The sequence below is a fragment of the Pseudomonas sp. R25(2017) genome (genome assembly GCF_002112565.1).
Classification (GTDB): domain Bacteria; phylum Pseudomonadota; class Gammaproteobacteria; order Pseudomonadales; family Pseudomonadaceae; genus Aquipseudomonas; species Aquipseudomonas ekonensis.
This window is the reverse complement of sequence record NZ_NEHZ01000003.1, coordinates 187,059-208,729: the sequence shown is the minus strand read 5'-3', so window position 1 is coordinate 208,729 and position 21,671 is coordinate 187,059. Positions and strand designations below refer to the sequence as shown.

The following is a 21,671-nucleotide window of genomic DNA, read 5'->3' as shown; positions in this document are numbered from 1 at the left end:
GGCGATGACGTCAGTCCGAGCCCCGCAGGAGCTTGAGATCAGGACAGCCCAAACGAAAAGCCCGCCGATGATCGCTCATCGGCGGGCTTTGCGTTTCAGGCCAAGGCTCAGATCGCGCCGCGGCTGCGCAGCAGATCCAGCACGAGCTTGACGCCCTCTTCCAGGGACACGGACTGGGTATCGACCACCAGGTCGGCATCCAGCGGCACGTCATACGGGAAGGACTCGCCCGGAATGTTGTCGCCACCCGCCGCGTACAGGCCCTGCGGATCACGCTCGGCGCAGGCGGTCGGCGATGCCTGGACATAGACCGTCAGCAGACGCTCCTTGCCGATCAGATCCTTCGCCTGCTCGCGCCCTTCGGCGCTCGGCGCGACGAACGCGGCCAGGGTCAGCAGGCCGGCTTCGTTGAACTGACGCGCCACATGGGCGGCTCGGCGCCAATTCTCGGTGCGGCCGGCACGGTCCTGCGGCAAGCCCTTGTTCAGGTCATGGCGCAGGTTCTGGCCGTCCAGCACGAACACCGCACGGCCCATGTCGAACAGCTTGCGCTCGACCGCATAGGCCAGCGTGCTCTTGCCCGCGCCGGAAAGGCCGCTGAACAGTACGGTGGCCGGCTGCTGGCCGAAGCGCTGGGCGCGCTCCTCGGTCGCTACATGGGCCAACTTGCCGTGCTGCGTGGCGGTGCCGTGGCTCACCGGCTGGGCGACGATCATGCCGGCGCCGACGGTGCCGTTGGTCAAGCGGTCGATGACGATGAACGCGCCGGTGGTGCGGTTGCTGTCGTAGCCGTCCAGGGCGATCGGCGCATCGAGGGCGATCTTCACCTTGCCGATCTCATTGAGCTGCAACGCGCTCGCCGAACCTTCCTCCAGCGTGTTCACGTCCACCTTGTGGACGATGCTGGCGATCGAGCCCGGCACGTAGCTGGTGGCGCGCTTGATGTCGTACTTCTTGCCCGGCAGCATCGGCTCTTCGGCCATCCACACCAGCATCGCCTCGAAGCTGTCGGTGACCGGCGGCACGTTGTCGGCATGCACCAGCAGGTCGCCGCGGGAGATGTCGATCTCGTCTTCCATGGTCAAGGTCACGGCCTGGCCTGGACCTGCGTGCTCCAGCTCGCCCTCGAAGGTGACGATGGATTTGACGCGGCTGCTCTTGCCCGACGGCAGCACCACGACTTCGTCGCCCTTGTGCACGATGCCGCTGGCCAGGGTGCCGGCGAAACCGCGGAAGTTCAGGTTCGGACGGTTGACGTACTGCACCGGGAAACGCAGGTCGGTGAAGTTGCGGTCGCCCGCCACTTCCACGGTCTCGAGGATTTCCATCAGCGACTGGCCGGTGTACCACGGCGAACGCTCGGACTTGTTCACCACGTTGTCGCCCTTGAGCGCGGACATCGGCACGAAGTGCATGCTCGACGGCTTCATCTTCAGGCCTTCGGCGAACTGCAGGTAGTCGGCCTTGATCGACTCGAACACGCCCTGGTCGAAGTCCTTCAGGTCCATCTTGTTGACGGCGACGACGATGTGCTTGATGCCCAACAGGTTCGCGATGAAGCTGTGGCGGCGGGTCTGGGTCTGCACGCCGTAGCGGGCGTCGACCAGGATGATCGCCAGGTCGCAGGTGGACGCGCCGGTGGCCATGTTGCGGGTGTACTGCTCGTGGCCCGGGGTGTCGGCGATGATGAACTTGCGCTTGGCGGTGGAGAAGTAGCGGTAGGCGACATCGATGGTGATGCCCTGCTCGCGCTCGGCCTGCAGGCCGTCGACCAGCAGCGCCAGGTCGATGTCGTCACCGGTGGTGCCGACCTTCTTCGAGTCGCGGGTGATCGCTTCCAGGTGATCTTCGTAGATCATCTTGGAGTCGTGCAGCAGGCGCCCGATCAGGGTGCTCTTGCCGTCATCGACGTTGCCGCAGGTCAGAAAGCGCAGCAGCTCTTTGCGTTCGTGCTGGCCCAGGTAGGCGAGGATGTCCTCGCTGATCAAATCGGATTGGTGCGACATGGTTCGACCCTAATTAGAAATAGCCCTGACGTTTCTTGTCTTCCATCGAGCCTGCGCCATCGTGGTCGATGACCCGGCCCTGACGCTCGGAAGTCCGCGTCAGCAGCATTTCCTGAATGATGTCCGTCAGGCTTTCGGCCTCGGACTCCACCGCGCCCGTCAACGGGTAGCAGCCAAGGGTACGGAAACGCACTTTCTTCTTGACGATGCGTGCCTTCTCTTCGTCGCTCAGGTGTTCGAGGATACGGTCGTCGTCGATCATGATCAGCGTGCCGTTCTTCTCGATCACTTCGCGCTCGGCGGCGAAATACAGCGGCACGATCGGGATGCCTTCGAGGTAGATGTACTGCCAGATGTCCAGCTCGGTCCAGTTCGACAGCGGGAAGACACGGATCGACTCGCCCTTGTTGACCTTGCCGTTGTAGACGTTCCACAGCTCCGGACGCTGGTTCTTCGGATCCCAGCGGTGCTTGCTGTCGCGGAACGAGTACACGCGCTCCTTGGCGCGGGATTTCTCTTCATCGCGGCGGGCGCCGCCGAAGGCCGCGTCGAAGCCGTGCTTGTCCAGCGCCTGCTTGAGGCCCTGGGTCTTCATGATGTCGGTGTGCTTGGCGCTGCCGTGGGTGAACGGGTTGATGCCCTGCGCCACGCCTTCCGGGTTGACGTGGGTGATCAGGTCCAGGCCCATTTCCTCGACCATGCGGTCGCGGAACCTGTACATCTCCTGGAACTTCCATTGGGTGTCGACGTGCATCACCGGAAACGGCAGCTTGCCCGGGAAGAACGCCTTGCGTGCCAGGTGCAGCATCACGGCGGAATCTTTGCCGATGGAGTACAGCATCACCGGATTGTCGAACTCGGCGGCCACCTCGCGGATGATGTGGATGCTTTCCGCCTCCAGCTGTTTCAGATGCGTCAGTTTGTCGACCATGGCTACTCACGAAAGCTTTCTTATGAACGGCCAGCGGGCCGTGTTCGAGGGCCGAATCCTAGCACAGCGCCCTGCTTCTAATCAGGGCGCCAACTAGATCGAAAGGGCATATGAATATGCCCGTCGGTTCGGCCTGAACGACGCCTTCAGCGACGCTGTCGCCAGCAGGCCGGTTCTACAGGTTCCGTGCCGTGCATGACATTGTGGGAGCCAGCCTGCTGGCGATGACGGCGGCACATCCGGCATCGGCATGTCAGGCAGCCCGCTCCCGCAGCCAGCCCCGCCGGTTTCAGATGGGGTTCGGGCAATCGATGAAGATGTGCTCCAGGGCGAACCGCCTGGCCAGGTACTCGCCCAGCGCCTGCACGCCGTAGCGTTCGGTGGCGTGGTGGCCGGCGGCGATGAAGCTGATGCCGTTCTCCCGGGCGCTGTGGAAGGTCTGTTCCGAGGCTTCGCCGCTGAGGAACAGGTCGACCCCGGCGGCGATGGCCTGGTCGATGTAGCCCTGGCCGCCGCCGGTGCACCAGCCGACCCGCCGGATCATCGCGCTGCCTTCGACCAAAAGCGGCTCGCGGCCCATGGCCTCCTGCACCCGCCGGGCGAAATCCCGCGGCGTCGCCGGTTCGCTGAGCGAGCCGACCAGGCCGACGACCTTCAGGTTGTCCGGATCCAGCGGCCCTTCGACGGTGATGTCCAGCTGACGGGCCAACTGCACGTTGTTGCCGACGTCCGGATGCAGGTCCAGCGGCAGGTGGTAGGCCAGCAGGCTGATGTCGTGCTTGAGCAAGGTCTTGAGGCGGCGCTGCTTCATGCCGGTGACGCAGGGGTTCTCGCCCTTCCAGAAGTAGCCGTGGTGCACCAGCACCAGGTCCGCCTCGGCTTCGACGGCGGCGTCGAGCAGCGCCTGGCTGGCGGTGACGCCGCTGACGATGCGCATCACCTGCGGCCGGCCCTCGACCTGCAGGCCGTTGGGGCAGTAATCGGCGATTTTCGAACTGCCGAGGTAACGGTCGGCTTCCTCGACCAGGGTGCTCAGGGCGACGGCCATGAAAGACTCCTAAATATCCGTTCAGAGGCGCGCGCGGCCTCGTATAATGCGCGACATTATGGGCGGTCCGACCCCGCCTGCAACTTTTCCAGGACGTGCTTAATGCTCAAGGCGCTGCGTTTTTTCGGCTGGCCGCTGTTGGCCGGCGTGCTTATCGCTCTGTTGATCATCCAGCGTTACCCGCAGTGGGTCGGGCTCCCGAGCCTCGACGTCAACCTGCAGCAAGCCCCGCAGACCACCAGCATCCAGCAGGGGCCGGTGACCTACGCCGACGCCGTGACCATCGCCGCGCCGTCGGTGGTCAACCTGTACACCACCAAAGTCATCGCCAAACCGGCCCATCCGCTGTTCGACGACCCGCAGTTCCGCCGCTTCTTCGGCGACAACTCGCCCAAGCAGAAGCGCATGGAGTCGAGCCTGGGCTCCGGCGTGATCATGAGCCCGGAAGGCTTCATCCTGACCAACAACCACGTCACCAGCGGCGCCGACCAGATCGTCGTGGCCCTCAAGGACGGCCGCGAGACCCTGGCCCGGGTCATCGGCAGCGATCCCGAGACTGACCTGGCGGTGCTCAAGATCGACCTGAAGAACCTGCCGGCGATCACCGTGGGCCGCTCCGACAACATCCGCATCGGCGACGTCGCCCTGGCCATCGGCAACCCCTTCGGCGTCGGCCAGACCGTGACCATGGGCATCATCAGCGCCACCGGGCGCAACCAACTGGGCCTGAACAACTACGAAGACTTCATCCAGACCGACGCGGCCATCAACCCCGGCAACTCCGGCGGCGCCCTGGTGGACGCCAACGGCAACCTCACCGGCATCAACACGGCGATCTTCTCCAAGTCCGGCGGCTCCCAGGGCATCGGCTTCGCGATCCCGGTGAAGCTGGCGATGGAGGTCATGAAGTCGATCATCGAGCACGGCCAGGTCATCCGTGGCTGGCTGGGCATCGAGGTGCAGCCGCTGACCCAGGAACTGGCGGAGTCGTTCGGCCTGTCCGGCCGTCCGGGCATCGTGGTGGCGGGGATCTTCCGCGACGGCCCGGCGCAGAAGGCCGGCCTGCAACTGGGCGACGTGATCCTGAGCATCGACGGCGAACCGGCCGGTGACGGCCGCAAATCGATGAACCAGGTGGCGCGGATCAAACCGACCGACAAAGTCACGATCCAGGTGATGCGCAACGGCAAGGAACTGAAGCTGACCGCGGAAATCGGCCTGCGTCCGCCGCCGGCACCGGTCAAGGAACAGGAAGAGAACTGACCCATCCAATCGCCAGCAGGCTGGCTCCCACAGGGGATCTGGATGGGTCCCAGCCGCTGTGTTCACCGCAGAACACGGTGGGAGCCAGCCTGCTGGCGATGGCGTCAGCCGAAGCGCCGCAGGGCATGATGAAAAAAGGCCGGCACCTTCAGTGAGGTGCCGGCCTTTTTTTTGATCGGTGTCAGCAGGCTGTCACAGCTCGCCGAGGCCGTCGATCAGCGCCTGGTTCTGCTCCGGCGTGCCGATGGAGATGCGCAGGAACTGGGCGATCCGCTCCTGCTTGAAGTGGCGCACGATCACGCCCTGCTCCCGCAGCTTGGCCGCCAGCCCCGCCGCGTCGTGCTGCGGATGGCGGGCGAAGATGAAGTTGGCCGCCGACGGCAGCACTTCAAAGCCCTTGGCCTGCAACTGCGCGGTCACCCATTCCCGGCTCTCGATCACCAGGCGGCAGGTCTTGTCGAAGTACTCGCGGTCCTCGAAGGCCGCGGCAGCGCCGACATTCGCCATCCGGTCCAGCGGGTAGGAGTTGAAGCTGTTCTTGATCCGCTCCAGCGCCTCGATCAGCTCCGGATGCCCCACCGCCAGCCCGACCCGCAGCCCCGCCAGCGAGCGTGACTTGGAGAGGGTCTGGGTGACGAGCAGGTTCGGATAACGGTTCACCAGACTGATGGCCGTTTCGCCGCCGAAGTCGATGTAGGCCTCGTCCACCACGACCACCGAATCCGGATTGGCCTTGAGGATCCGCTCGACCGCGTCCAGCGCCAGCAGGCAGCCGGTCGGGGCGTTCGGGTTGGGGAAGATGATCCCGCCGTTGGGCCTGGCGTAGTCCGCCGGGTCGATCTGGAACTGCGCGTCCAGCGGCACTGCCTCGAACCCGATGCCGTACAGCCCGGCGTACACCGGATAGAAGCTGTAACTGATGTCCGGGAACAGCAGCGGCTTGTCGTGCTGCAGCAAGCCGTGGAAGACGTGCGCCAGCACCTCGTCCGAGCCGTTGCCGAGGAACACCTGGTTGGCTTGCACGCCGTAATAGTCGGCCACGGCGTTTTTCAGCAGGTCGCTGTTGGGGTCCGGGTACAGGCGCAGGTTGTCGTTGAGTTCGGTCTGCATCGCGGCCAGCGCCTTGGGCGACGGGCCGTACGGGTTTTCGTTGGTGTTGAGCTTGACCAGTTTGGCCAGCTTCGGTTGTTCGCCGGGCACGTAAGGCACCAGATCCTTGACGAACGGGCTCCAGAATTTGCTCATGTCTCAGTTCCCCTGCTGTTCATCGAGGATGCGGTATTCGGCGCTGCGCGCGTGGGCGCTCAGGGATTCGCCACGGGCCAGCACCGATGCGGTCTTGCCCAGCTCGGAGGCGCCGGCCTCGGAGCAGAAGATGATCGACGAGCGTTTCTGGAAGTCGTACACGCCCAGCGGCGAGGAGAACCGCGCCGTGCCGGAGGTCGGCAGAACGTGGTTGGGGCCTGCGCAGTAGTCGCCCAGCGCTTCGGAGGTGTGGCGGCCCATGAAGATCGCGCCGGCGTGGCGGATCTGCGGCAACCAGGCCTGCGGGTCGGCGACCGACAGCTCAAGGTGCTCCGGCGCGATGCGGTTGGCGACTTCGATGGCCTGGGCCATGTCGCGCACCTGAATCAGCGCACCGCGGCCGTTGATCGAGGTCTCGATGATGGCGGCGCGGTCCATGGTCGGCAGCAGCTTGTCGATGCTGGCGGCCACCTTGTCGAGGAACTGTGCATCGGGGCTGACCAGGATCGCCTGGGCGTCTTCGTCGTGCTCAGCCTGGGAGAACAGGTCCATGGCGATCCAGTCCGGATCGGTCTGGCCGTCGCACACCACGAGGATTTCCGAAGGGCCGGCGATCATGTCGATGCCGACCTGGCCGAACACGTGACGCTTGGCGGTGGCCACGTAGATGTTGCCGGGGCCGACCACCTTGTCCACCTGCGGCACGCTTTGGGTGCCGTAGGCCAGTGCGGCGACAGCCTGGGCGCCGCCGATGGTGAACACCCGGTCGACCCCGGCGATGCACGCGGCGGCCAGCACCAACTCATTGACCTCGCCGCGCGGGGTCGGCACCACCATGACCACTTCGCCGACGCCGGCCACCTTGGCCGGGATCGCGTTCATCAGCACCGACGACGGGTACGACGCCTTTCCGCCCGGCACGTACAGGCCGGCGCGGTCCAGCGGCGTGACCTTCTGGCCGAGCACGGTGCCGTCGGCCTCGGTGTAGCTCCAGGAATCCTGCTTCTGCCGTTCGTGGTAGCTGCGCACGCGTGCGGCGGCTTTTTCCAGCGCCTCGCGCTGGGCCGGGGTGATGCGGGTCAGGGCCAGTTCCAGGCGCTCGCGCGGCAGGATCAGGTCCGCCATCGAGGCGGCGTCCACGCCGTCGAACTGGCGGGTGAACTCGACCAGCGCCTCGTCGCCGCGCTCGCGCACGGCCTTGATGATGTCCAGCACCCGCTGATTGACCGAGTCGTCGGACACGCTTTCCCAGCTCAGCAGATGATCCAGATGATGCGCGAAATCCGGGTCAGCAGCGTTGAGTCGGCGAATTGCAGTCGGTGCGGTCATAGCGAGAGCCTCATAGGAATGGCGAAAACTCAGGCGCCCTAACTTAGCAGTCGTTCCGCTTGGGCACCTGAGATTCTGGCTATGAGGCGGATAGACGGGCGCAGCCGGAGGCCGCGCGGGTACATCAGCCGCGGTGTCGCGATTCCACTGCCTTGCGCAGGGTATCGATCAACGCCTGGATCCGGGCGTGTTGCATCTTCATCGAAGCCTTGTTGACCACCAGGCGCGAGCTGATCGTGGCGATCAGTTCCTGGGGCTCCAGGCCGTTGGCGCGCAGGGTGTTGCCGGTGTCGACCACGTCGATGATCTTGTCCGCCAGACCGATCAGCGGCGCCAGCTCCATCGAGCCGTACAGCTTGATGATGTCGACCTGACGGCCCTGCTCGGCGTAGTAGCGCTTGGCGACGTTGACGAACTTGGTCGCCACCCGCAGGCGGCCCTTGGGTTCGGCGGCGCCGACCTTGCCGGCGGTCATCAGCTTGCATTGGGCGATCTGCAGGTCCAGCGGCTCGTACAGGCCCTGGCCGCTGTATTCCATCAGCACGTCCTTGCCGGCCACACCGAGGTCGGCCGCGCCATGCTCGACATAGGTCGGCACGTCGGTGGCGCGCACGATCAGCAGACGGACGTCTTCCTGGGTCGTGGGGATGATCAGCTTGCGGCTCTTGTCCGGATTCTCGGTCGGCACGATGCCCGCTTCGGCCAGAAGCGGCAGGGTGTCGTCAAGGATGCGGCCCTTGGACAGTGCGATGGTCAACATGGGTAGCGTCAGTCCTTATCAAGGTACTCATGCCCGGACGCGATCGGCGCCGGACACACATCGAGGGCTTGTCCCGAACGGAACGGCAGCCCTCGACCAAAAACGAACTCGGTGGACACCTCCCTGTGTCCGGATGCAGGACTAGCCCGGAACGCGGCGGATCTTGGCGCCCAGCATCTGCAGTTTCTCTTCGATGCACTCGTAGCCACGGTCAATGTGGTAGATGCGGTCGATCAGGGTGTCGCCGTCGGCCACCAGGGCCGAGATCACCAGGCTGGCCGAGGCCCGCAGGTCGGTCGCCATGACCGGTGCGCCCTTGAGGATCTCGGTGCCGGTCACGATGGCGGTGTTGCCTTCGACCTGGATCTTGGCGCCCATGCGGTGCAGTTCGTACACGTGCATGAAACGGTTTTCGAAGATCGTCTCGATCACGGCGCCTGTGCCTTCGGCGATGGCGTTGAGCGAGATGAACTGCGCCTGCATGTCGGTCGGGAACGCCGGGTACGGCGCAGTGCGCACGTTGACCGCCTTCGGCCGCTTGCCGTGCATGTTCAGCTCGATCCAGTCTTCGCCGCTGGTGATCTCGGCGCCGGACTCGCGCAGTTTTTCCAGGACGGCTTCGAGGATGGTCGGATCGGTGTCCTTGACCTTCACGCGCCCGCCGGTGACGGCGGCGGCCACCAGGTAGGTGCCGGTCTCGATGCGGTCAGGCATGACCTTGTAGAAGGTCGGGGCCAGGCGCTCGACGCCATCGATGGTGATGGTGTCGGTGCCGGCGCCGGAAACCTTGGCGCCCATGGCGTTCAGGAAGTTCGCCAGGTCCACCACTTCTGGTTCGCGGGCGGCGTTCTGCAGCACGCTGCGGCCCTTGGCCAGGGCAGCGGCCATCATGATGTTCTCGGTGCCGGTCACGCTGACGGTGTCGAAGAAGAAGTGCGCGCCGCGCAGGCCGCCTTCAGGCGCCTTGGCCTTGATGTAGCCGCCTTCGACGTCGATGACCGCGCCCATGGCCTCCAGGCCGCGGATGTGCAGGTCGACCGGACGCGAACCGATGGCGCAACCGCCCGGCAGCGCGACTTCGGCTTCACCGAAACGGGCGACCATCGGGCCCAGCACCAGGATCGACGCACGCATGGTCTTGACCAGCTCGTACGGGGCGATCAGGGTCTTGATGGTGCGCGGGTCGATTTCCACGCTCAGCTTTTCGTCGATCACAGGCTCGATGCCCATGCGGCCGAACAGCTCGATCATGGTGGTGATGTCGTGCAGGTGCGGCAGGTTGCCCACGGTGACCGGGCCGTCGCACAGCAGGGTGGCGGCCAGGATCGGCAGGGCGGAGTTCTTCGCCCCGGAGATCCGGATCTCGCCGTCAAGGCGTGCGCCGCCGGTAATAATCAATTTATCCATAAGAATCTCGACGCCCTAAGGCTCAGGTGCGCTCGGCCCAGGCCGCGCTGCTGAAAAATTTCATAGTGACCGCGTGGATGCTGCCATCGGCGATCCATGGGTTCAAATGGGCATAGATGCTCTGCTGACGCTTGACCGGACTCAATGCCGCCAGTTCATCGCTAATCACGTTCAACTGGAAGTTGCAGCCTTCGCCTTCGACTTCCACCTGCGTTCCTGGCAGCTTTCCTTCAAGGAAGCTCTTCACTTCTACGGCCTGCATGCTCAACCTCAATCGGCGCCCTGTGCGCGCGGGTCGGACATCATACAAAAAAGCCCCGCGCCTGCGAACCCCGCGGCGCAGGACTCTGACGGGGGGCTTTCTCGTCGATGCGGGTTCAGGGTTGCGCCAACAGCTCGGTCAGCTCGCTGACCTGGGCGATTTCGCGCATGTCTTCGGGCATCGCCCGGATGCTGACCGCCTTGCCGGCGGCCTTCGCATCGCGGATGAAGCACAGCAGCAACGAAAGGCCGACGCTGCTGGACTTCTCCACTTCGGAGCAGTCGATCACCAGCGCCGGCGCCGTGCAGGACTTGATCAGCGCCCGGCCCTGCTCGCGCAGCGCGGGGCCGGTGCGGTAGTCCAGCACGCCGCTGAGCTGCAGCTCACTGGCCTGGTCCAGACGAACGGCCGACTCGGTCATTGCGCTGGCTTCTCTTGCTGTTCGGCGTTCTGCTTGGCCTTGGCCACTTCGCCGGCCCAACCGTTGATGGTCTTGTCCAGGTCGTTGCCGTTGCGTTGCATGGCGTCGGCGAACTGGTCGCGGAACAGCTTGCCGATGTTGATGCCGTTGATGATCACGTTGCGCAGCTTCCACTCGCCGTTGATTTTCTCAAGCGTGTAGGAGACCGGGTAGATCGCGCCGTTGCTGCCCTTGACGGTCATGCCGACGCTGGTGCGGTCGCCCGATTCGTCCTTGGCCGGATCGACGGTGATGCCCTGGTTGTTGTACTCCAGCAAGGCGTTGCCGTAGAACTGGAACAGGCCGCGCTTGAAGTTCTCCTCGAAGGTCTTCATCTGCGCCGGCGTGGCCTTGCGCGAGTACTTGACCGTCATGATGCTCTTGGAGATGCCTTCGGCGTCCACGACCGGGCCGACGATGCTGTTGAGCGCGGCATAGAAGTCGGCCGGATCCTGCTTGTACTTCTCTTTGTTGGCGGCAAGGTCGGCCAGCATCCGGTTGGTGGTGTCCTGGACCAGGTCATGCGCCGAAGGCGCCGCCACGGCGTTGGCCGCCAGAGGCAGCACTGCGAGCAACACCAACAGGCCACGTCGCAAGGTAGAGATCATTCGAAAGCTCCTCATTTGGCGTCTTTGCTAACGGTATTGAGCAGGAATTTACCGATCAGGTCCTCCAGCACCAGCGACGACTGGGTGTCGTGAATGGTCCCGCCATCCTTGAGCCGGGTGTCTTCCCCGCCCACGCTGATGCCGATGTACTTCTCGCCCAGCAGTCCAGCCGTCAGGATAGATGCTGTGGAGTCGGTCGGCAGGTTGTCGACGCTTTTGTCCACCTGCAGGGTCACCCGGCCGGTGAAGCTGTCGCGGTCCAGGTCGATCGCCGTGACCTTGCCGATGGTCACGCCGGCCATGGTCACTTTCGCCCGGACCGTCAGGCCGGCGATGTTGTCGAAGTAGGCATAAAGCTTGTAGGTATCGGTTGACGAGGTCGGAGACAGGCCGCTGACCCGCAACGCAAGCAGCAGCAAAGCCAGGATCCCTGCCAGCAGGAACAGGCCGACACCGATTTCCAGGGTGCGGTTTTGCATCAGAAATCTCCAAACATCAAAGCGGTCAGAATAAAGTCCAGGCCGAGCACTGCCAGCGAGGCATATACCACGGTCTTGGTGGTGGCACGGCTGATCCCCTCGGAAGTGGGTTCGCAGTCATAGCCTTGAAATACGGCGATCCAGGTCACGACGAAGGCGAAGACCGCGCTCTTGATGATGCCGTTGAGCACGTCGTCGCCGAAGCTGACGCTGTTCTGCATGTTCGACCAGTAGGAACCTTCATAGACCCCCAGCCAGTCGACCGCCACCCACGAGCCGCCCCAGATGCCCACCACGCTGAAGATCATCGCCAGCACCGGCAGGGAAATGAAACCGGCCCACAGACGCGGGGCGATGATGTACTTGAGCGGGTCGACGCCGATCATCTCAAGGCTTGAGAGCTGTTCGGTGGACTTCATGTTGCCGATCTCGGCCGTCAGCGCCGAACCGGCGCGCCCGGCGAACAGCAGCGCGGTCACCACCGGCCCCAGCTCGCGCAGCAGCGTCAGGGCCACCATCTGCCCCACCGCCTGCTCCGAACCGTAGCTGGACAGGATGTTGAACCCCTGCAGCGCCAGCACCATGCCGATGAAGATGCCGGAGACCACGATGATCACCAGCGACATCACGCCGACCGAATGCAGCTGCTTGACCAGCAGGCCGAAGCCGCTGCCGATGCCGCCGCGGCCCAGCAGGGCATGAAACAGGAACAGGGTCGAACGGCCGAACACCGCGACGGTGTCGATGCCGGCCTGACCGAAGCGGCGCACGCGCTCCATCAATGTAATTCTGCGCATCAGCGTCGCTTCCCCAGAAGATCGGCGCGGTAATCCGGCGCTGGAAAGTGGTACGGAACCGGGCCGTCGGGTTCGCCGGTCATGAATTGACGGATGCGCGGGTCGTCCGAGCCCATCAGCTCCTTCGGCGTGCCCTGCCCCAGCACCTGCCCGTCGCCCACCACATAGATGTAGTCGGCGATACTCGCGGTCTCGGCCAGGTCGTGGGAAACCACGATGCTGGTGATGCCGAGCGCGTCGTTGAGCAGGCGGATCAGGCGCACCAGCACGCCCATGGCGATCGGGTCCTGGCCGACGAAAGGCTCGTCGTACATCAGGATCTGCGGATCCAGGGCGATTGCGCGCGCCAGGGCGACCCGGCGCTTCATGCCGCCGGACAGCTCGTCAGGCATAAGCTCGATGGCCCCGCGCAGCCCCACCGCCTGCAGCTTGAGCAGCACGATGTCGCGGATCATCTCTTCCGGAAGGTCGGTGTGGACGCGCAGCGGGAAGGCGACGTTCTCGAACACGTCGAGGTCGGTGAACAGCGCGCCGCTCTGGAACAGCACGCCCATGTGCTTGCGGGCATCGAACAGATCGCTGCGCGAAAGCTTCGGCAGGTTCTGGCCGTTGACCCACACCTCGCCCTTGGACGGGCGCAACTGGGCGCCCATCAGGCGCAGCAGCGTGGTCTTGCCGCACCCGGAAGGTCCCATGATGCCGGTGACCTTGCCGCGGGGGATGCGGATATCGACGTTATTGAAAATGCTCCGCGCACCGCGCTTGAAGGAGACTCCCTTCAGCTCGACCGCGTAGGCGTTATCGGCACTCATCTAAACTCCTTGCGATGCAGCCTCTCACTCGGACGCCAGGCTTGGTGAATAAAGCACAAGCGTCCCGGGCAGGCCGAACTGGCGGCGAACTATATCATTGCAATGGGCAAGCGCCCAAGGTCTCGACCACCCCGCTTTTTTGCCCGCCGAAGGGCTCTGCCCTCACCGTCCACACGGTTTCGGCCGCCGCGAAGGGCAACGCGCGACGAACTTGCGTGAGGCTTTTCGACAGAACCGCTATAATCGCCGCCTTTTCATCGGGCTATACGATTTCTGACATGAGCCAATCCAGCGACCTGATCCAATCGGCACAACGCACCGTCCGCCTCGAAGCGCAGGCCGTGCAAGGCCTGATGGCCCACATCGACGCCGATTTCGTGCGCGCCTGCGAGATGATCCTGGCCAGCAAGGGCCGTGTGGTCGTGGTCGGCATGGGCAAGTCCGGGCACATCGGCAACAAGATCGCCGCGACCCTCGCCAGCACCGGCACCCCGGCCTTTTTCGTCCATCCGGCCGAAGCCAGCCACGGCGACATGGGCATGATCACCCGCGAAGACGTGATCCTGGCCCTGTCCAACTCCGGCTCGACCAACGAGATCGTCACCCTGCTGCCGTTGATCAAGCGCCTGGGCATCCAGCTGATCAGCGTGACCGGCAATCCTCAGTCGCCGCTGGCCAAGGCCGCCGAAGTCAACCTGAACGTACAGGTGGAGCACGAAGCCTGCCCGCTGAACCTGGCGCCGACCTCCTCGACCACCGCCGCGCTGGTCATGGGCGACGCCCTGGCCGTGGCGCTGCTGGAGGCCCGCGGCTTCACCGCCGAAGACTTCGCGTTCTCCCACCCGGGCGGCGCCCTGGGCCGTCGCCTGCTGTTGAAGGTGGAAAACGTCATGCACGCCGGCAATGAACTGCCGCAGGTGCAGCGCGGCACCCTGCTCAAGGATGCCCTGCTGGAAATGAGCCGCAAGGGGCTGGGCATGACCGCCGTCCTCGAGGCCGACGGCACGCTGGCCGGGATCTTCACCGACGGCGACCTGCGCCGCACCCTGGACCGCAACATCGACGTGCACAGCGCCATCATCGACCAGGTGATGACCGTGCACGGCAAGACCGCCCGCGCCGAGATGCTCGCCGCCGAGGCCCTGAAGATCATGGAAGACAACCGAATCAACGCGTTGGTGGTCGTGGACGCGGAGGATCGCCCGGTCGGCGCCTTCAACCTGTCCGACCTGCTGCGCGCAGGAGTCATGTAAATGAGCAACGACCTGCTGCAACGCGGCAAACCGATCAAGCTGGCGGTGTTCGACGTCGACGGCGTCCTCACCGACGGCCGCCTGTACTTCCTCGAAGACGGCAGCGAATTCAAGACCTTCAACACCCTGGACGGCCAAGGCATCAAGATGCTGATGAACGCCGGCGTCCAGACCGCGATCATCAGCGGCCGCAAGACCCCGGTGGTCGAGCGCCGGGCCAAGAACCTGGGCATCCCGCACCTGTTCCAGGGCCGCGAGGACAAACTCGTGGTGCTCGACGGCCTTCTGGAGCAACTGGGCCTAAGCTATGAAGAGGTCGCCTACCTGGGCGACGACCTGCCCGACCTGCCGGTGATCCGCCGCGTCGGGCTCGGCATGGCCGTGGCCAACGCCGCCGCGTTCGTGCGCGAGCATGCCCATGGCGTCACCCAGGCCCGCGGCGGCGAAGGCGCTGCGCGGGAATTCTGCGAATTGATCCTGCGCGCCCAGGGCCGCCTCGATGCCGCCAACGCCGCATATCTGTGAGCCAGACCATGTTTAGCAAAAAGTTTCGCAATATCTTGCTGTTCTGCTGCATCGCGGCGATCTTCGGCGCAGTCGGCTACTGGAACATCAGCCCGGAGCGCTTCCTCGACAAGCCGGCGGTCTCGGCCCAGGAAAGCCCGATCGACTGGTACGCGACCAACACCCACACGCTGCAGTACCTGGAAGACGGCAAGGTGCAGTACGAAATGACGTCGCAGAAGGCCGAGCACGTCAAGGCCACCGACATCACCCTGGTCACCAAGCCCGACCTGAACATGTTCCGCGGCACAGAGTACCCGTGGCACGTCACCAGCGAACGTGGCGAAGTGAACCCCGGCGGCACCGAAGTCGAACTGATCGATTCGGTGCGCATCAAGCGCACCGACGAGAAGAACCGCGACACCCTGATCACCACCACCCGCATGACAGTGTTCCCGCAGCAGCAATATGCGCAGACCGAGCAACCCGTTAGAATTGACGGCGCTGGCGGCGTATCGACCGGCAAAGGAATGAAAGCGTACCTGAAAGACAGCAGGATCCACCTGCTATCGAACGTAAGAGGACAGTATGAGGCTCGTTAAAACCCTCCCTATTTTGCTCAGTCTGGGCGCAGCACTGGGAAGCGCGAGCGCCTGGGCCCTGCCGAACGATAGCCAGCAGCCGATCCGCATCCAGGCCGACGACGCCCAGATCGACGACAAGAACGGCGTGGCGACCTACAAGGGCGATGTGATCATCACCCAGGGCTCCATGATCGTGAAAGGCAACACCGTGACCATCACCCGCGCCACCAGCGGCGACATCGACGTCGTGACCTCGGTGGGCAACCTGGCCTACTTCGAGCAGCTGCAGACCCAGGGCGACACCAAGCCCGTCCAGGGCTACGGCGTGACCATCCAGTACCACGCGCAGCAGAACCGCGTCGTGCTGATCGACCGCGCCAAGGTCATCGACAAGGACGGCAACACCACCCAGGGCGAGAAGATCGTCTACGACACGGTGAAGAAGCTGGCCAGCGCCGGTCGCGCCACCGGCAACAAGGTGACCGAGTCGCGTCCGCGGATCGACATGGTGATCCAGCCGAAACAGAAAACCGACGGACAGAAGGCCCAGTAATGGCAACCCTGAAAGCCCAGCATCTGGCCAAGAGCTACAAGAGCCGCCAGGTCGTGCGCGACGTCAGCCTGTCCATCGACAGCGGTCAGATCGTGGGCCTGCTCGGCCCCAACGGCGCCGGCAAGACCACCTGCTTCTACATGATCGTCGGCCTGGTGCAGGCCGACCAGGGCCGCGTCCTGATCGACGACCTGGACGTCAGCCACCAGCCGATGCACGGCCGCGCCAAGGCCGGCATCGGCTATCTCCCGCAGGAAGCGTCGATCTTCCGCAAACTGTCGGTGGCCGACAACATCATGGCCATCCTCGAGACCCGCAAGGAGCTCGACAAGGCCGGCCGGCGCAAGGAACTGGAAAGCCTGCTGCAGGAGTTCCACATCAGCCACATCCGCGACAACCTCGGCATGAGCCTGTCCGGCGGCGAGCGCCGTCGCGTGGAGATCGCCCGGGCCCTGGCCACCGCACCGAAATTCATCCTCCTCGACGAACCGTTCGCCGGCGTGGACCCGATCTCGGTGGGCGACATCAAGCAGATCATCCACCACCTCAAGGCGAAGGGCATCGGCGTGCTGATCACCGACCACAACGTCCGCGAGACCCTGGACATCTGCGAAACGGCCTACATCGTCAACGACGGCCAACTGATCGCCGAAGGCGACTCGGACACCATCCTCGCCAACGACCTGGTGAAGGAAGTGTACCTGGGCCACGAGTTCCGCCTGTAAGCGCTGAGGTCGCCGCCCTGCCGCCCCTGCGCTGCATCAATTCAAGCGCGGTTTTATGCGCTTTAATTGTTACAGCGCTCTAGGCAAACACTTCAGTTTCAGGCATATAATTTGCTTAAGTTTGGCGCTTCGGCGCCCTGTAGTGGATGGCGCATGTGCGCCGGCAAATAAGGTGTTAAGCCCCTGCCATGAAACCATCGCTAGTCTTGAGAATGGGCCAGCAGCTGACGATGACGCCGCAGCTGCAACAGGCCATCCGTCTGCTCCAATTGTCGACCCTGGACCTGCAGCAGGAGATCCAGGAGGCCCTGGAATCCAACCCGATGCTCGAACGCCAGGAAGACGGCGACGACTTCGACAGTTCCGACCCCATGGCCGACAACGCCGAACAGAAGCCCAACACCGAGATCCAGGAACCGGCCTACCAAGAGGCGGCGCCGACGGTGGACAGCCTCGAGGACGGCGAATGGAGCGAGCGCATCCCCAACGAACTGCCGGTCGACACCGCCTGGGAAGACGTCTACCAGACCAGCGCCAGCAGCCTGCCCGGCAACGATGACGACGAGTGGGACTTCACCACCCGCACCTCCGCCGGCGAGAGCCTGCAAAGCCACCTGCTGTGGCAGCTCAACCTGGCGCCGATGTCGGACACCGACCGTCTGATCGCCGTCACCCTGATCGACTGCATCAACAATCAGGGCTACCTCGACGAATCCCTCGAAGAAATCCTCGACGCGTTCGATCCGGAGCTGGACATCGAGCTCGACGAGATCGAAGCCGTCCTGCACCGCATCCAGCAGTTCGAACCGGCGGGCATCGGTGCCCGCAACCTCGGCGAATGCCTGCTGCTGCAATTGCGCCAACTGCCGGCCAAGACCCCGTGGCTGACAGAGGCCAAGCGCCTGGTCACCGACTTCATCGACCTGCTCGGCAGCCGCGACTACAGCCAGCTGATGCGGCGCATGAAGCTCAAGGAAGACGAACTGCGCCAGGTCATCGAGCTGGTGCAGAGCCTCAATCCGCGTCCGGGCTCGCAGATCGAGTCGTCCGAGGCCGAGTACGTGGTGCCGGACGTCATCGTGCGCAAGGACAACGAACGCTGGCTGGTCGAGCTGAACCAGGAATCCGTGCCGCGCCTGCGGGTCAACGCCCAGTACGCCGGCTTCGTGCGCCGCGCCGACACCAGCGCCGACAACACTTTCATGCGCAACCAGTTGCAGGAGGCGCGCTGGTTCATCAAGAGCCTGCAGAGCCGCAACGAGACCCTGATGAAAGTGGCGACCCAGATCGTCGAGCATCAGCGCGGCTTCCTGGAGTACGGCGACGAAGCCATGAAACCCCTGGTGCTGCACGACATCGCCGAAGCGGTGGGCATGCACGAGTCGACGATTTCCCGGGTGACCACGCAAAAGTTCATGCATACCCCCCGGGGCATTTATGAGCTGAAATACTTTTTCTCCAGCCACGTCAGCACCTCCGAAGGCGGCGAATGCTCGTCCACGGCGATCCGCGCGATCATCAAGAAACTGGTTGCCGCGGAAAATCAGAAAAAGCCGTTGAGCGACAGCAAGATCGCTGGTTTACTGGAGGCACAAGGCATTCAGGTGGCTCGCCGCACCGTCGCCAAGTACCGTGAATCCCTCGGGATCGCGCCTTCGAGCGAACGCAAGCGGTTGATGTAAGCCACGTTACAGCGTTCCAGTGGCAGGCTATCCCGCCTGCCGCTTTATGCACTGGCAACGAAGGAGAAGCTGTATGCAAGTCAACATCAGTGGACACCAACTGGAAGTGACCGCCCCTCTGCGCGAGTACGTCGAGTCCAAGCTCAAGAAGATCGAGGGACATTTCGACAAGATCACCAACGTTCAGGTGATCATGACCGTCGAGAAGCTCAAACAGAAAATCGAAGCCACGCTGCATGTGCCGGGTAAGGAAGTGGTGGCCAATGCCGAACATGACGACATGTACGCAGCCATTGACCTCCTGACCGACAAACTGGATCGCCAACTCAAAACGCATAAGGAAAAGACCCAGAAAGTCCTTCAGGGCGCTACCGGTCGATAACCCCCCACTCCATGATCCGACTTGAAAGTATCCTGACCCCCGGCCGTTCCCTCGTGAACGTGCCGGGCGGCAGCAAAAAGAAAGCCCTCGAACAAATTGCCAACCTGATCGCCCGGGAAGTGCCGGATCTGGAGATGCAAGATGTCTTCGAGGCACTGGTCGCCCGTGAGAAGCTCGGTTCCACCGGCTTCGGCAACGGCATCGCCATTCCGCACTGCCGCCTCAAGGGTTGCGAGTCGCCCATCAGCGCGCTGATGCACCTTGAAGCCCCCATCGATTTCGACGCCATCGACGGCGCCCCGGTCGACCTGCTGTTCGTCCTGCTGGTTCCGGAAGCCGCCACCGATGCGCACCTGGAGCTGCTGCGCCAGATCGCCAGCATGCTCGACCGCAAGGAAGTACGCGAAAAACTGCGTCGCGCCGCCAGCAACAAAGACTTGTATCAGGTTGTCCTGAACGAGCAGAACGGGCAGTAACCATGCGTCTGATCATCGTCAGCGGCCGTTCCGGCTCGGGTAAAAGCACCGCACTGGATGTCCTGGAGGACAACGGCTACTACTGCATCGACAACCTGCCGGCCGGCCTGCTGCCGGATCTGGCCGAGCGTGCGTTGATCCATACCGAACTGTCGCAGCCGCTGGTCGCCGTCTCCATCGATGCGCGCAACCTGCCGAGCCACCTGTCGCGTTTTCCCGAACTGCTCGAAGAAGTCCGCAGCCGGCATATCCAGTGCGACGTCCTCTACCTGGACGCCGACGAGGAAACCCTGCTCAAGCGCTTCTCGGAAACCCGCCGGCGCCACCCGCTGAGCAGCGCCAACCGTTCGCTGGCCGAAGCCATCGAAGACGAAACGGCCTTGCTCGGCCCCATCGCCGACCTGGCGGACCTTAAGGTCAACACCACCAGCCTGAACCTGTACCAGCTGCGTGACACCATCAAGCTGCGCCTGCTGAACCAGCCGGAACCCGGTACGGCGTTCCTGGTGGAGTCGTTCGGTTTCAAACGCGGCATGCCGGTGGATGCCGACCTGGTGTTCGATGTACGCTGCCTGCCCAATCCGTACTGGAAGCCCGAACTGCGCGCACAGTCCGGCCTGGACGAGCCGGTGGCCGAATACCTCGCGGCGCAGCCGGAGGTCGAGGAGATGTTCCAGGACATCTACGCCTACCTGCTCAAGTGGCTGCCGCGCTTTGCCGCCAGCAACCGCGCCTACGTCACCATTGCCATCGGCTGCACCGGCGGGCACCACCGCTCCGTCTACCTGACCGAGCGCCTGGGCCAGGCGCTGCAGAAAACCCTGAAGAACGTCCAGGTCCGCCACCGCGACCTCACCTAAAGGATCCACACCGCGATGCCTGCTCTGGAAATCGAAATCATCAACAAACTGGGTCTGCATGCCCGGGCATCGGCCAAGTTCGTCGGTGTCGCCGGCCAGTTCCCGGATTGCACGATCAGGGTCGGCCGCACGCCGGAAACCACGGTGGACGGCAAGAGCATCATGGCCATGATGATGCTGGCCGCCGGCAAGGGCACCAAGATCCACCTGAGCACCGAAGGGCATCAAGAGAAAGAAGCCATGGATGCGCTGGTGGCGCTGATCAACAACTATTTCGACGAAGGTGGCTGAGACCGTATTCGTCAGGAGGGAGCGAAGGCGCCCTCCTGAGATTCACCCCAACGCCGTATCCATCACCATCATCAGACAGAAGCCCACCAGCAATCCCAGACTGGCCAGCTTGTCATGGCCGTTGCGCCGCGACTCCGGAATCACTTCGTGGGTCACCACCAGCAGCATCGCCCCTGCGGCCAACGCCAGCCCCAACGGCAACAGCACCTGCGCAAGGCTGACCAGCCACGCGCACAGCAGCGCAAACACCAGCTCCACCAGCCCTGAGGCGGCGCCGATCAGGAACGCCTTCATGCGCGACATCCCCGCCCCGGCGAGCACCAAGGCGATCACCAGCCCTTCCGGCACATCCTGCAAGGCAATGCCCATGGCCAGGCTGTCCGCATCCGGCATGCCGCCGCCGGCCGACACGCCGACGGCCATGCCTTCCGGGATGTTGTGGGCGATGATGGCGAACACGAACAGCCAGATGCGCGGCGGGATCACCGGGTGTTCGACGGTGCCGACGAGCATTTCCGGGGTCGCGCCGGAAACCCGGCGATCCACCAGGTACAGCCCGAACGCACCGGACAGGATGCCCAGGCAGATCAGGCCGCTGGCGCCCCACGGCGTCATGCCCAGGCCCTCGGCGGCAGCGATGCCCGGCACGATCAGCGAAAACGCCGTCGCCGCCAGCATCACGCCGGCGCCGAACCCCAGCAAAGAATCGCTAAGCGCCTGCGGCATGCGCCGGATCACCAGCACCGGCACGGCCCCCAGCGCCGTGCCGAGGGCACAGACCGCACCGCCCTGCAACGCCCGCGACAGTCTCGGCTCAAGATCCAGCCATTCCAGCCCGTGGGCGACCAGCAAGGTCATGCCCGCCAACAGCAGCAGCGAGCCGAACGCGTAACGGAACATCCGCCCGCTGCCGATCGCCAGTGTTCCAGTGCCCATAGTCAGCCTTGAATGGTT

Annotated in this window: 25 protein-coding genes; 11 read left to right on the top strand and 14 right to left on the bottom strand. The window is 64.1% G+C overall.

From position 1 onward, the window contains the following. Nucleotides 1-107: 107 nt before the first annotated feature. From cysN to CAG31_RS05395, 3 genes are all read right to left on the bottom strand, one after another. A complete protein-coding gene (gene cysN, locus CAG31_RS05405) occupies nucleotides 108-2,006 on the bottom strand; it encodes a sulfate adenylyltransferase subunit CysN (RefSeq protein ID WP_085578635.1) in 1,899 nt (632 codons plus the stop codon). 13 nt (nucleotides 2,007-2,019) lie between these two features. After that, on the bottom strand, nucleotides 2,020-2,937 hold the full coding sequence (cysD, locus tag CAG31_RS05400) for a sulfate adenylyltransferase subunit CysD (RefSeq protein ID WP_085578633.1): 918 nt from the start codon (nucleotides 2,935-2,937) through the stop codon (nucleotides 2,020-2,022). 289 nt (nucleotides 2,938-3,226) lie between these two features. After that, entirely contained in the window at nucleotides 3,227-3,985 is a 759-nt protein-coding gene (locus CAG31_RS05395; RefSeq protein WP_085578631.1) for a Nif3-like dinuclear metal center hexameric protein, read from the bottom strand. 102 nt (nucleotides 3,986-4,087) lie between these two features. Here CAG31_RS05395 and algW point away from each other — a divergent pair, with 102 nt between their 5' ends. Next, nucleotides 4,088-5,248 (top strand): Do family serine endopeptidase AlgW, encoded by a 1,161-nt coding sequence (gene algW / locus CAG31_RS05390; protein WP_085578629.1) that lies wholly within the window; start codon nucleotides 4,088-4,090, stop codon nucleotides 5,246-5,248. A gap of 192 nt (nucleotides 5,249-5,440) precedes the next feature. Here algW and hisC read toward each other — a convergent pair whose 3' ends face one another. The 10 genes from hisC to CAG31_RS05340 all read right to left on the bottom strand — a co-directional run bounded on the left by hisC (nucleotide 5,441) and on the right by CAG31_RS05340 (nucleotide 13,407). Next, nucleotides 5,441-6,493, bottom strand: a complete 1,053-nt coding sequence (hisC, locus tag CAG31_RS05385) for a histidinol-phosphate transaminase (protein ID WP_085578627.1) — start codon at nucleotides 6,491-6,493, stop codon at nucleotides 5,441-5,443. A 3-nt stretch (nucleotides 6,494-6,496) separates the two neighbouring features. Further along, complete coding sequence (gene hisD / locus CAG31_RS05380) at nucleotides 6,497-7,822, bottom strand: histidinol dehydrogenase (RefSeq protein ID WP_085578625.1); 1,326 nt, start codon at nucleotides 7,820-7,822, stop codon at nucleotides 6,497-6,499. Nucleotides 7,823-7,946: 124 nt separating this feature from the next. Next, a complete protein-coding gene (gene hisG, locus CAG31_RS05375; RefSeq protein WP_085578623.1) occupies nucleotides 7,947-8,582 on the bottom strand; it encodes an ATP phosphoribosyltransferase in 636 nt (211 codons plus the stop codon). A gap of 141 nt (nucleotides 8,583-8,723) precedes the next feature. After that, nucleotides 8,724-9,989 carry a UDP-N-acetylglucosamine 1-carboxyvinyltransferase gene (murA, locus tag CAG31_RS05370; RefSeq protein WP_085578621.1) on the bottom strand — a complete coding sequence of 422 codons (1,266 nt, stop codon included), beginning with the start codon at nucleotides 9,987-9,989 and terminating at the stop codon, nucleotides 8,724-8,726. Nucleotides 9,990-10,011: 22 nt separating this feature from the next. Next, nucleotides 10,012-10,251, bottom strand: a complete 240-nt coding sequence (locus tag CAG31_RS05365) for a BolA family protein (protein WP_007953556.1) — start codon at nucleotides 10,249-10,251, stop codon at nucleotides 10,012-10,014. Nucleotides 10,252-10,366: 115 nt separating this feature from the next. Beyond that, on the bottom strand, nucleotides 10,367-10,672 hold the full coding sequence (locus CAG31_RS05360) for a lipid asymmetry maintenance protein MlaB (RefSeq protein WP_085578619.1): 306 nt from the start codon (nucleotides 10,670-10,672) through the stop codon (nucleotides 10,367-10,369). After that, nucleotides 10,669-11,319 carry a phospholipid-binding protein MlaC gene (locus CAG31_RS05355; RefSeq protein WP_085578617.1) on the bottom strand — a complete coding sequence of 217 codons (651 nt, stop codon included), beginning with the start codon at nucleotides 11,317-11,319 and terminating at the stop codon, nucleotides 10,669-10,671. The genes CAG31_RS05360 and CAG31_RS05355 overlap by 4 nt, the downstream gene beginning before the upstream one ends. Before the next feature lie 11 nt (nucleotides 11,320-11,330). Beyond that, nucleotides 11,331-11,798 (bottom strand): outer membrane lipid asymmetry maintenance protein MlaD, encoded by a 468-nt coding sequence (mlaD, locus tag CAG31_RS05350; RefSeq protein ID WP_085578615.1) that lies wholly within the window; start codon nucleotides 11,796-11,798, stop codon nucleotides 11,331-11,333. After that, nucleotides 11,798-12,595 carry a lipid asymmetry maintenance ABC transporter permease subunit MlaE gene (gene mlaE / locus CAG31_RS05345; RefSeq protein ID WP_085578613.1) on the bottom strand — a complete coding sequence of 266 codons (798 nt, stop codon included), beginning with the start codon at nucleotides 12,593-12,595 and terminating at the stop codon, nucleotides 11,798-11,800. The genes mlaD and mlaE overlap by 1 nt, the downstream gene beginning before the upstream one ends. Then, on the bottom strand, nucleotides 12,595-13,407 hold the full coding sequence (locus tag CAG31_RS05340) for an ATP-binding cassette domain-containing protein (protein WP_085578611.1): 813 nt from the start codon (nucleotides 13,405-13,407) through the stop codon (nucleotides 12,595-12,597). Before CAG31_RS05340 ends, mlaE begins: the two co-directional genes overlap by 1 nt. A gap of 278 nt (nucleotides 13,408-13,685) precedes the next feature. On the opposite strand from CAG31_RS05340, the gene CAG31_RS05335 reads away from it, so the two are divergent. The 10 genes from CAG31_RS05335 (at nucleotide 13,686) to CAG31_RS05290 (ending at nucleotide 20,717) form a co-directional block, all read left to right on the top strand. Next, a complete protein-coding gene (locus tag CAG31_RS05335; protein WP_085578609.1) occupies nucleotides 13,686-14,660 on the top strand; it encodes an SIS domain-containing protein in 975 nt (324 codons plus the stop codon). Further along, nucleotides 14,661-15,185 carry an HAD family hydrolase gene (locus tag CAG31_RS05330; RefSeq protein ID WP_085578607.1) on the top strand — a complete coding sequence of 175 codons (525 nt, stop codon included), beginning with the start codon at nucleotides 14,661-14,663 and terminating at the stop codon, nucleotides 15,183-15,185. Between the two features lie 8 nt (nucleotides 15,186-15,193). Then, nucleotides 15,194-15,766 carry an LPS export ABC transporter periplasmic protein LptC gene (lptC, locus tag CAG31_RS05325; protein WP_085578605.1) on the top strand — a complete coding sequence of 191 codons (573 nt, stop codon included), beginning with the start codon at nucleotides 15,194-15,196 and terminating at the stop codon, nucleotides 15,764-15,766. Further along, nucleotides 15,753-16,301 (top strand): lipopolysaccharide transport periplasmic protein LptA, encoded by a 549-nt coding sequence (gene lptA, locus CAG31_RS05320; RefSeq protein ID WP_085578603.1) that lies wholly within the window; start codon nucleotides 15,753-15,755, stop codon nucleotides 16,299-16,301. The genes lptC and lptA overlap by 14 nt, the downstream gene beginning before the upstream one ends. Next, nucleotides 16,301-17,026: an LPS export ABC transporter ATP-binding protein gene (gene lptB, locus CAG31_RS05315; RefSeq protein WP_085578601.1), complete on the top strand. Its 726-nt coding sequence runs from the start codon at nucleotides 16,301-16,303 to the stop codon at nucleotides 17,024-17,026. The genes lptA and lptB overlap by 1 nt, the downstream gene beginning before the upstream one ends. Before the next feature lie 188 nt (nucleotides 17,027-17,214). Then, nucleotides 17,215-18,708: an RNA polymerase factor sigma-54 gene (locus tag CAG31_RS05310; protein ID WP_085578599.1), complete on the top strand. Its 1,494-nt coding sequence runs from the start codon at nucleotides 17,215-17,217 to the stop codon at nucleotides 18,706-18,708. Between the two features lie 73 nt (nucleotides 18,709-18,781). Further along, entirely contained in the window at nucleotides 18,782-19,090 is a 309-nt protein-coding gene (hpf, locus tag CAG31_RS05305; protein WP_085578597.1) for a ribosome hibernation-promoting factor, HPF/YfiA family, read from the top strand. A gap of 11 nt (nucleotides 19,091-19,101) precedes the next feature. Further along, on the top strand, nucleotides 19,102-19,566 hold the full coding sequence (ptsN, locus tag CAG31_RS05300) for a PTS IIA-like nitrogen regulatory protein PtsN (RefSeq protein ID WP_085578595.1): 465 nt from the start codon (nucleotides 19,102-19,104) through the stop codon (nucleotides 19,564-19,566). A 2-nt stretch (nucleotides 19,567-19,568) separates the two neighbouring features. Beyond that, entirely contained in the window at nucleotides 19,569-20,426 is an 858-nt protein-coding gene (rapZ, locus tag CAG31_RS05295; protein WP_085578593.1) for an RNase adapter RapZ, read from the top strand. Between the two features lie 15 nt (nucleotides 20,427-20,441). Next, nucleotides 20,442-20,717 carry an HPr family phosphocarrier protein gene (locus CAG31_RS05290; protein WP_085578591.1) on the top strand — a complete coding sequence of 92 codons (276 nt, stop codon included), beginning with the start codon at nucleotides 20,442-20,444 and terminating at the stop codon, nucleotides 20,715-20,717. 42 nt (nucleotides 20,718-20,759) lie between these two features. On the opposite strand, the gene CAG31_RS05285 is transcribed toward CAG31_RS05290, so the two are convergent. Beyond that, entirely contained in the window at nucleotides 20,760-21,653 is an 894-nt protein-coding gene (locus CAG31_RS05285) for a ZIP family metal transporter (RefSeq protein WP_085578589.1), read from the bottom strand. Between the last annotated feature and the right edge of the window lie 18 nt (nucleotides 21,654-21,671).

Coding starts and splice junctions, on each gene's coding strand:
- cysN (WP_085578635.1), bottom strand. CDS start 2,006: ATGTCGCACCAATCCGATTTGATCAGCGAGGACATCCTCGCCTACCTG.
- cysD (WP_085578633.1), bottom strand. CDS start 2,937: ATGGTCGACAAACTGACGCATCTGAAACAGCTGGAGGCGGAAAGCATC.
- CAG31_RS05395 (WP_085578631.1), bottom strand. CDS start 3,985: ATGGCCGTCGCCCTGAGCACCCTGGTCGAGGAAGCCGACCGTTACCTC.
- algW (WP_085578629.1), top strand. CDS start 4,088: ATGCTCAAGGCGCTGCGTTTTTTCGGCTGGCCGCTGTTGGCCGGCGTG.
- hisC (WP_085578627.1), bottom strand. CDS start 6,493: ATGAGCAAATTCTGGAGCCCGTTCGTCAAGGATCTGGTGCCTTACGTG.
- hisD (WP_085578625.1), bottom strand. CDS start 7,822: ATGACCGCACCGACTGCAATTCGCCGACTCAACGCTGCTGACCCGGAT.
- hisG (WP_085578623.1), bottom strand. CDS start 8,582: ATGTTGACCATCGCACTGTCCAAGGGCCGCATCCTTGACGACACCCTG.
- murA (WP_085578621.1), bottom strand. CDS start 9,989: ATGGATAAATTGATTATTACCGGCGGCGCACGCCTTGACGGCGAGATC.
- CAG31_RS05365 (WP_007953556.1), bottom strand. CDS start 10,251: ATGCAGGCCGTAGAAGTGAAGAGCTTCCTTGAAGGAAAGCTGCCAGGA.
- CAG31_RS05360 (WP_085578619.1), bottom strand. CDS start 10,672: ATGACCGAGTCGGCCGTTCGTCTGGACCAGGCCAGTGAGCTGCAGCTC.
- CAG31_RS05355 (WP_085578617.1), bottom strand. CDS start 11,319: ATGATCTCTACCTTGCGACGTGGCCTGTTGGTGTTGCTCGCAGTGCTG.
- mlaD (WP_085578615.1), bottom strand. CDS start 11,798: ATGCAAAACCGCACCCTGGAAATCGGTGTCGGCCTGTTCCTGCTGGCA.
- mlaE (WP_085578613.1), bottom strand. CDS start 12,595: ATGCGCAGAATTACATTGATGGAGCGCGTGCGCCGCTTCGGTCAGGCC.
- CAG31_RS05340 (WP_085578611.1), bottom strand. CDS start 13,407: ATGAGTGCCGATAACGCCTACGCGGTCGAGCTGAAGGGAGTCTCCTTC.
- CAG31_RS05335 (WP_085578609.1), top strand. CDS start 13,686: ATGAGCCAATCCAGCGACCTGATCCAATCGGCACAACGCACCGTCCGC.
- CAG31_RS05330 (WP_085578607.1), top strand. CDS start 14,661: ATGAGCAACGACCTGCTGCAACGCGGCAAACCGATCAAGCTGGCGGTG.
- lptC (WP_085578605.1), top strand. CDS start 15,194: ATGTTTAGCAAAAAGTTTCGCAATATCTTGCTGTTCTGCTGCATCGCG.
- lptA (WP_085578603.1), top strand. CDS start 15,753: ATGAGGCTCGTTAAAACCCTCCCTATTTTGCTCAGTCTGGGCGCAGCA.
- lptB (WP_085578601.1), top strand. CDS start 16,301: ATGGCAACCCTGAAAGCCCAGCATCTGGCCAAGAGCTACAAGAGCCGC.
- CAG31_RS05310 (WP_085578599.1), top strand. CDS start 17,215: ATGAAACCATCGCTAGTCTTGAGAATGGGCCAGCAGCTGACGATGACG.
- hpf (WP_085578597.1), top strand. CDS start 18,782: ATGCAAGTCAACATCAGTGGACACCAACTGGAAGTGACCGCCCCTCTG.
- ptsN (WP_085578595.1), top strand. CDS start 19,102: ATGATCCGACTTGAAAGTATCCTGACCCCCGGCCGTTCCCTCGTGAAC.
- rapZ (WP_085578593.1), top strand. CDS start 19,569: ATGCGTCTGATCATCGTCAGCGGCCGTTCCGGCTCGGGTAAAAGCACC.
- CAG31_RS05290 (WP_085578591.1), top strand. CDS start 20,442: ATGCCTGCTCTGGAAATCGAAATCATCAACAAACTGGGTCTGCATGCC.
- CAG31_RS05285 (WP_085578589.1), bottom strand. CDS start 21,653: ATGGGCACTGGAACACTGGCGATCGGCAGCGGGCGGATGTTCCGTTAC.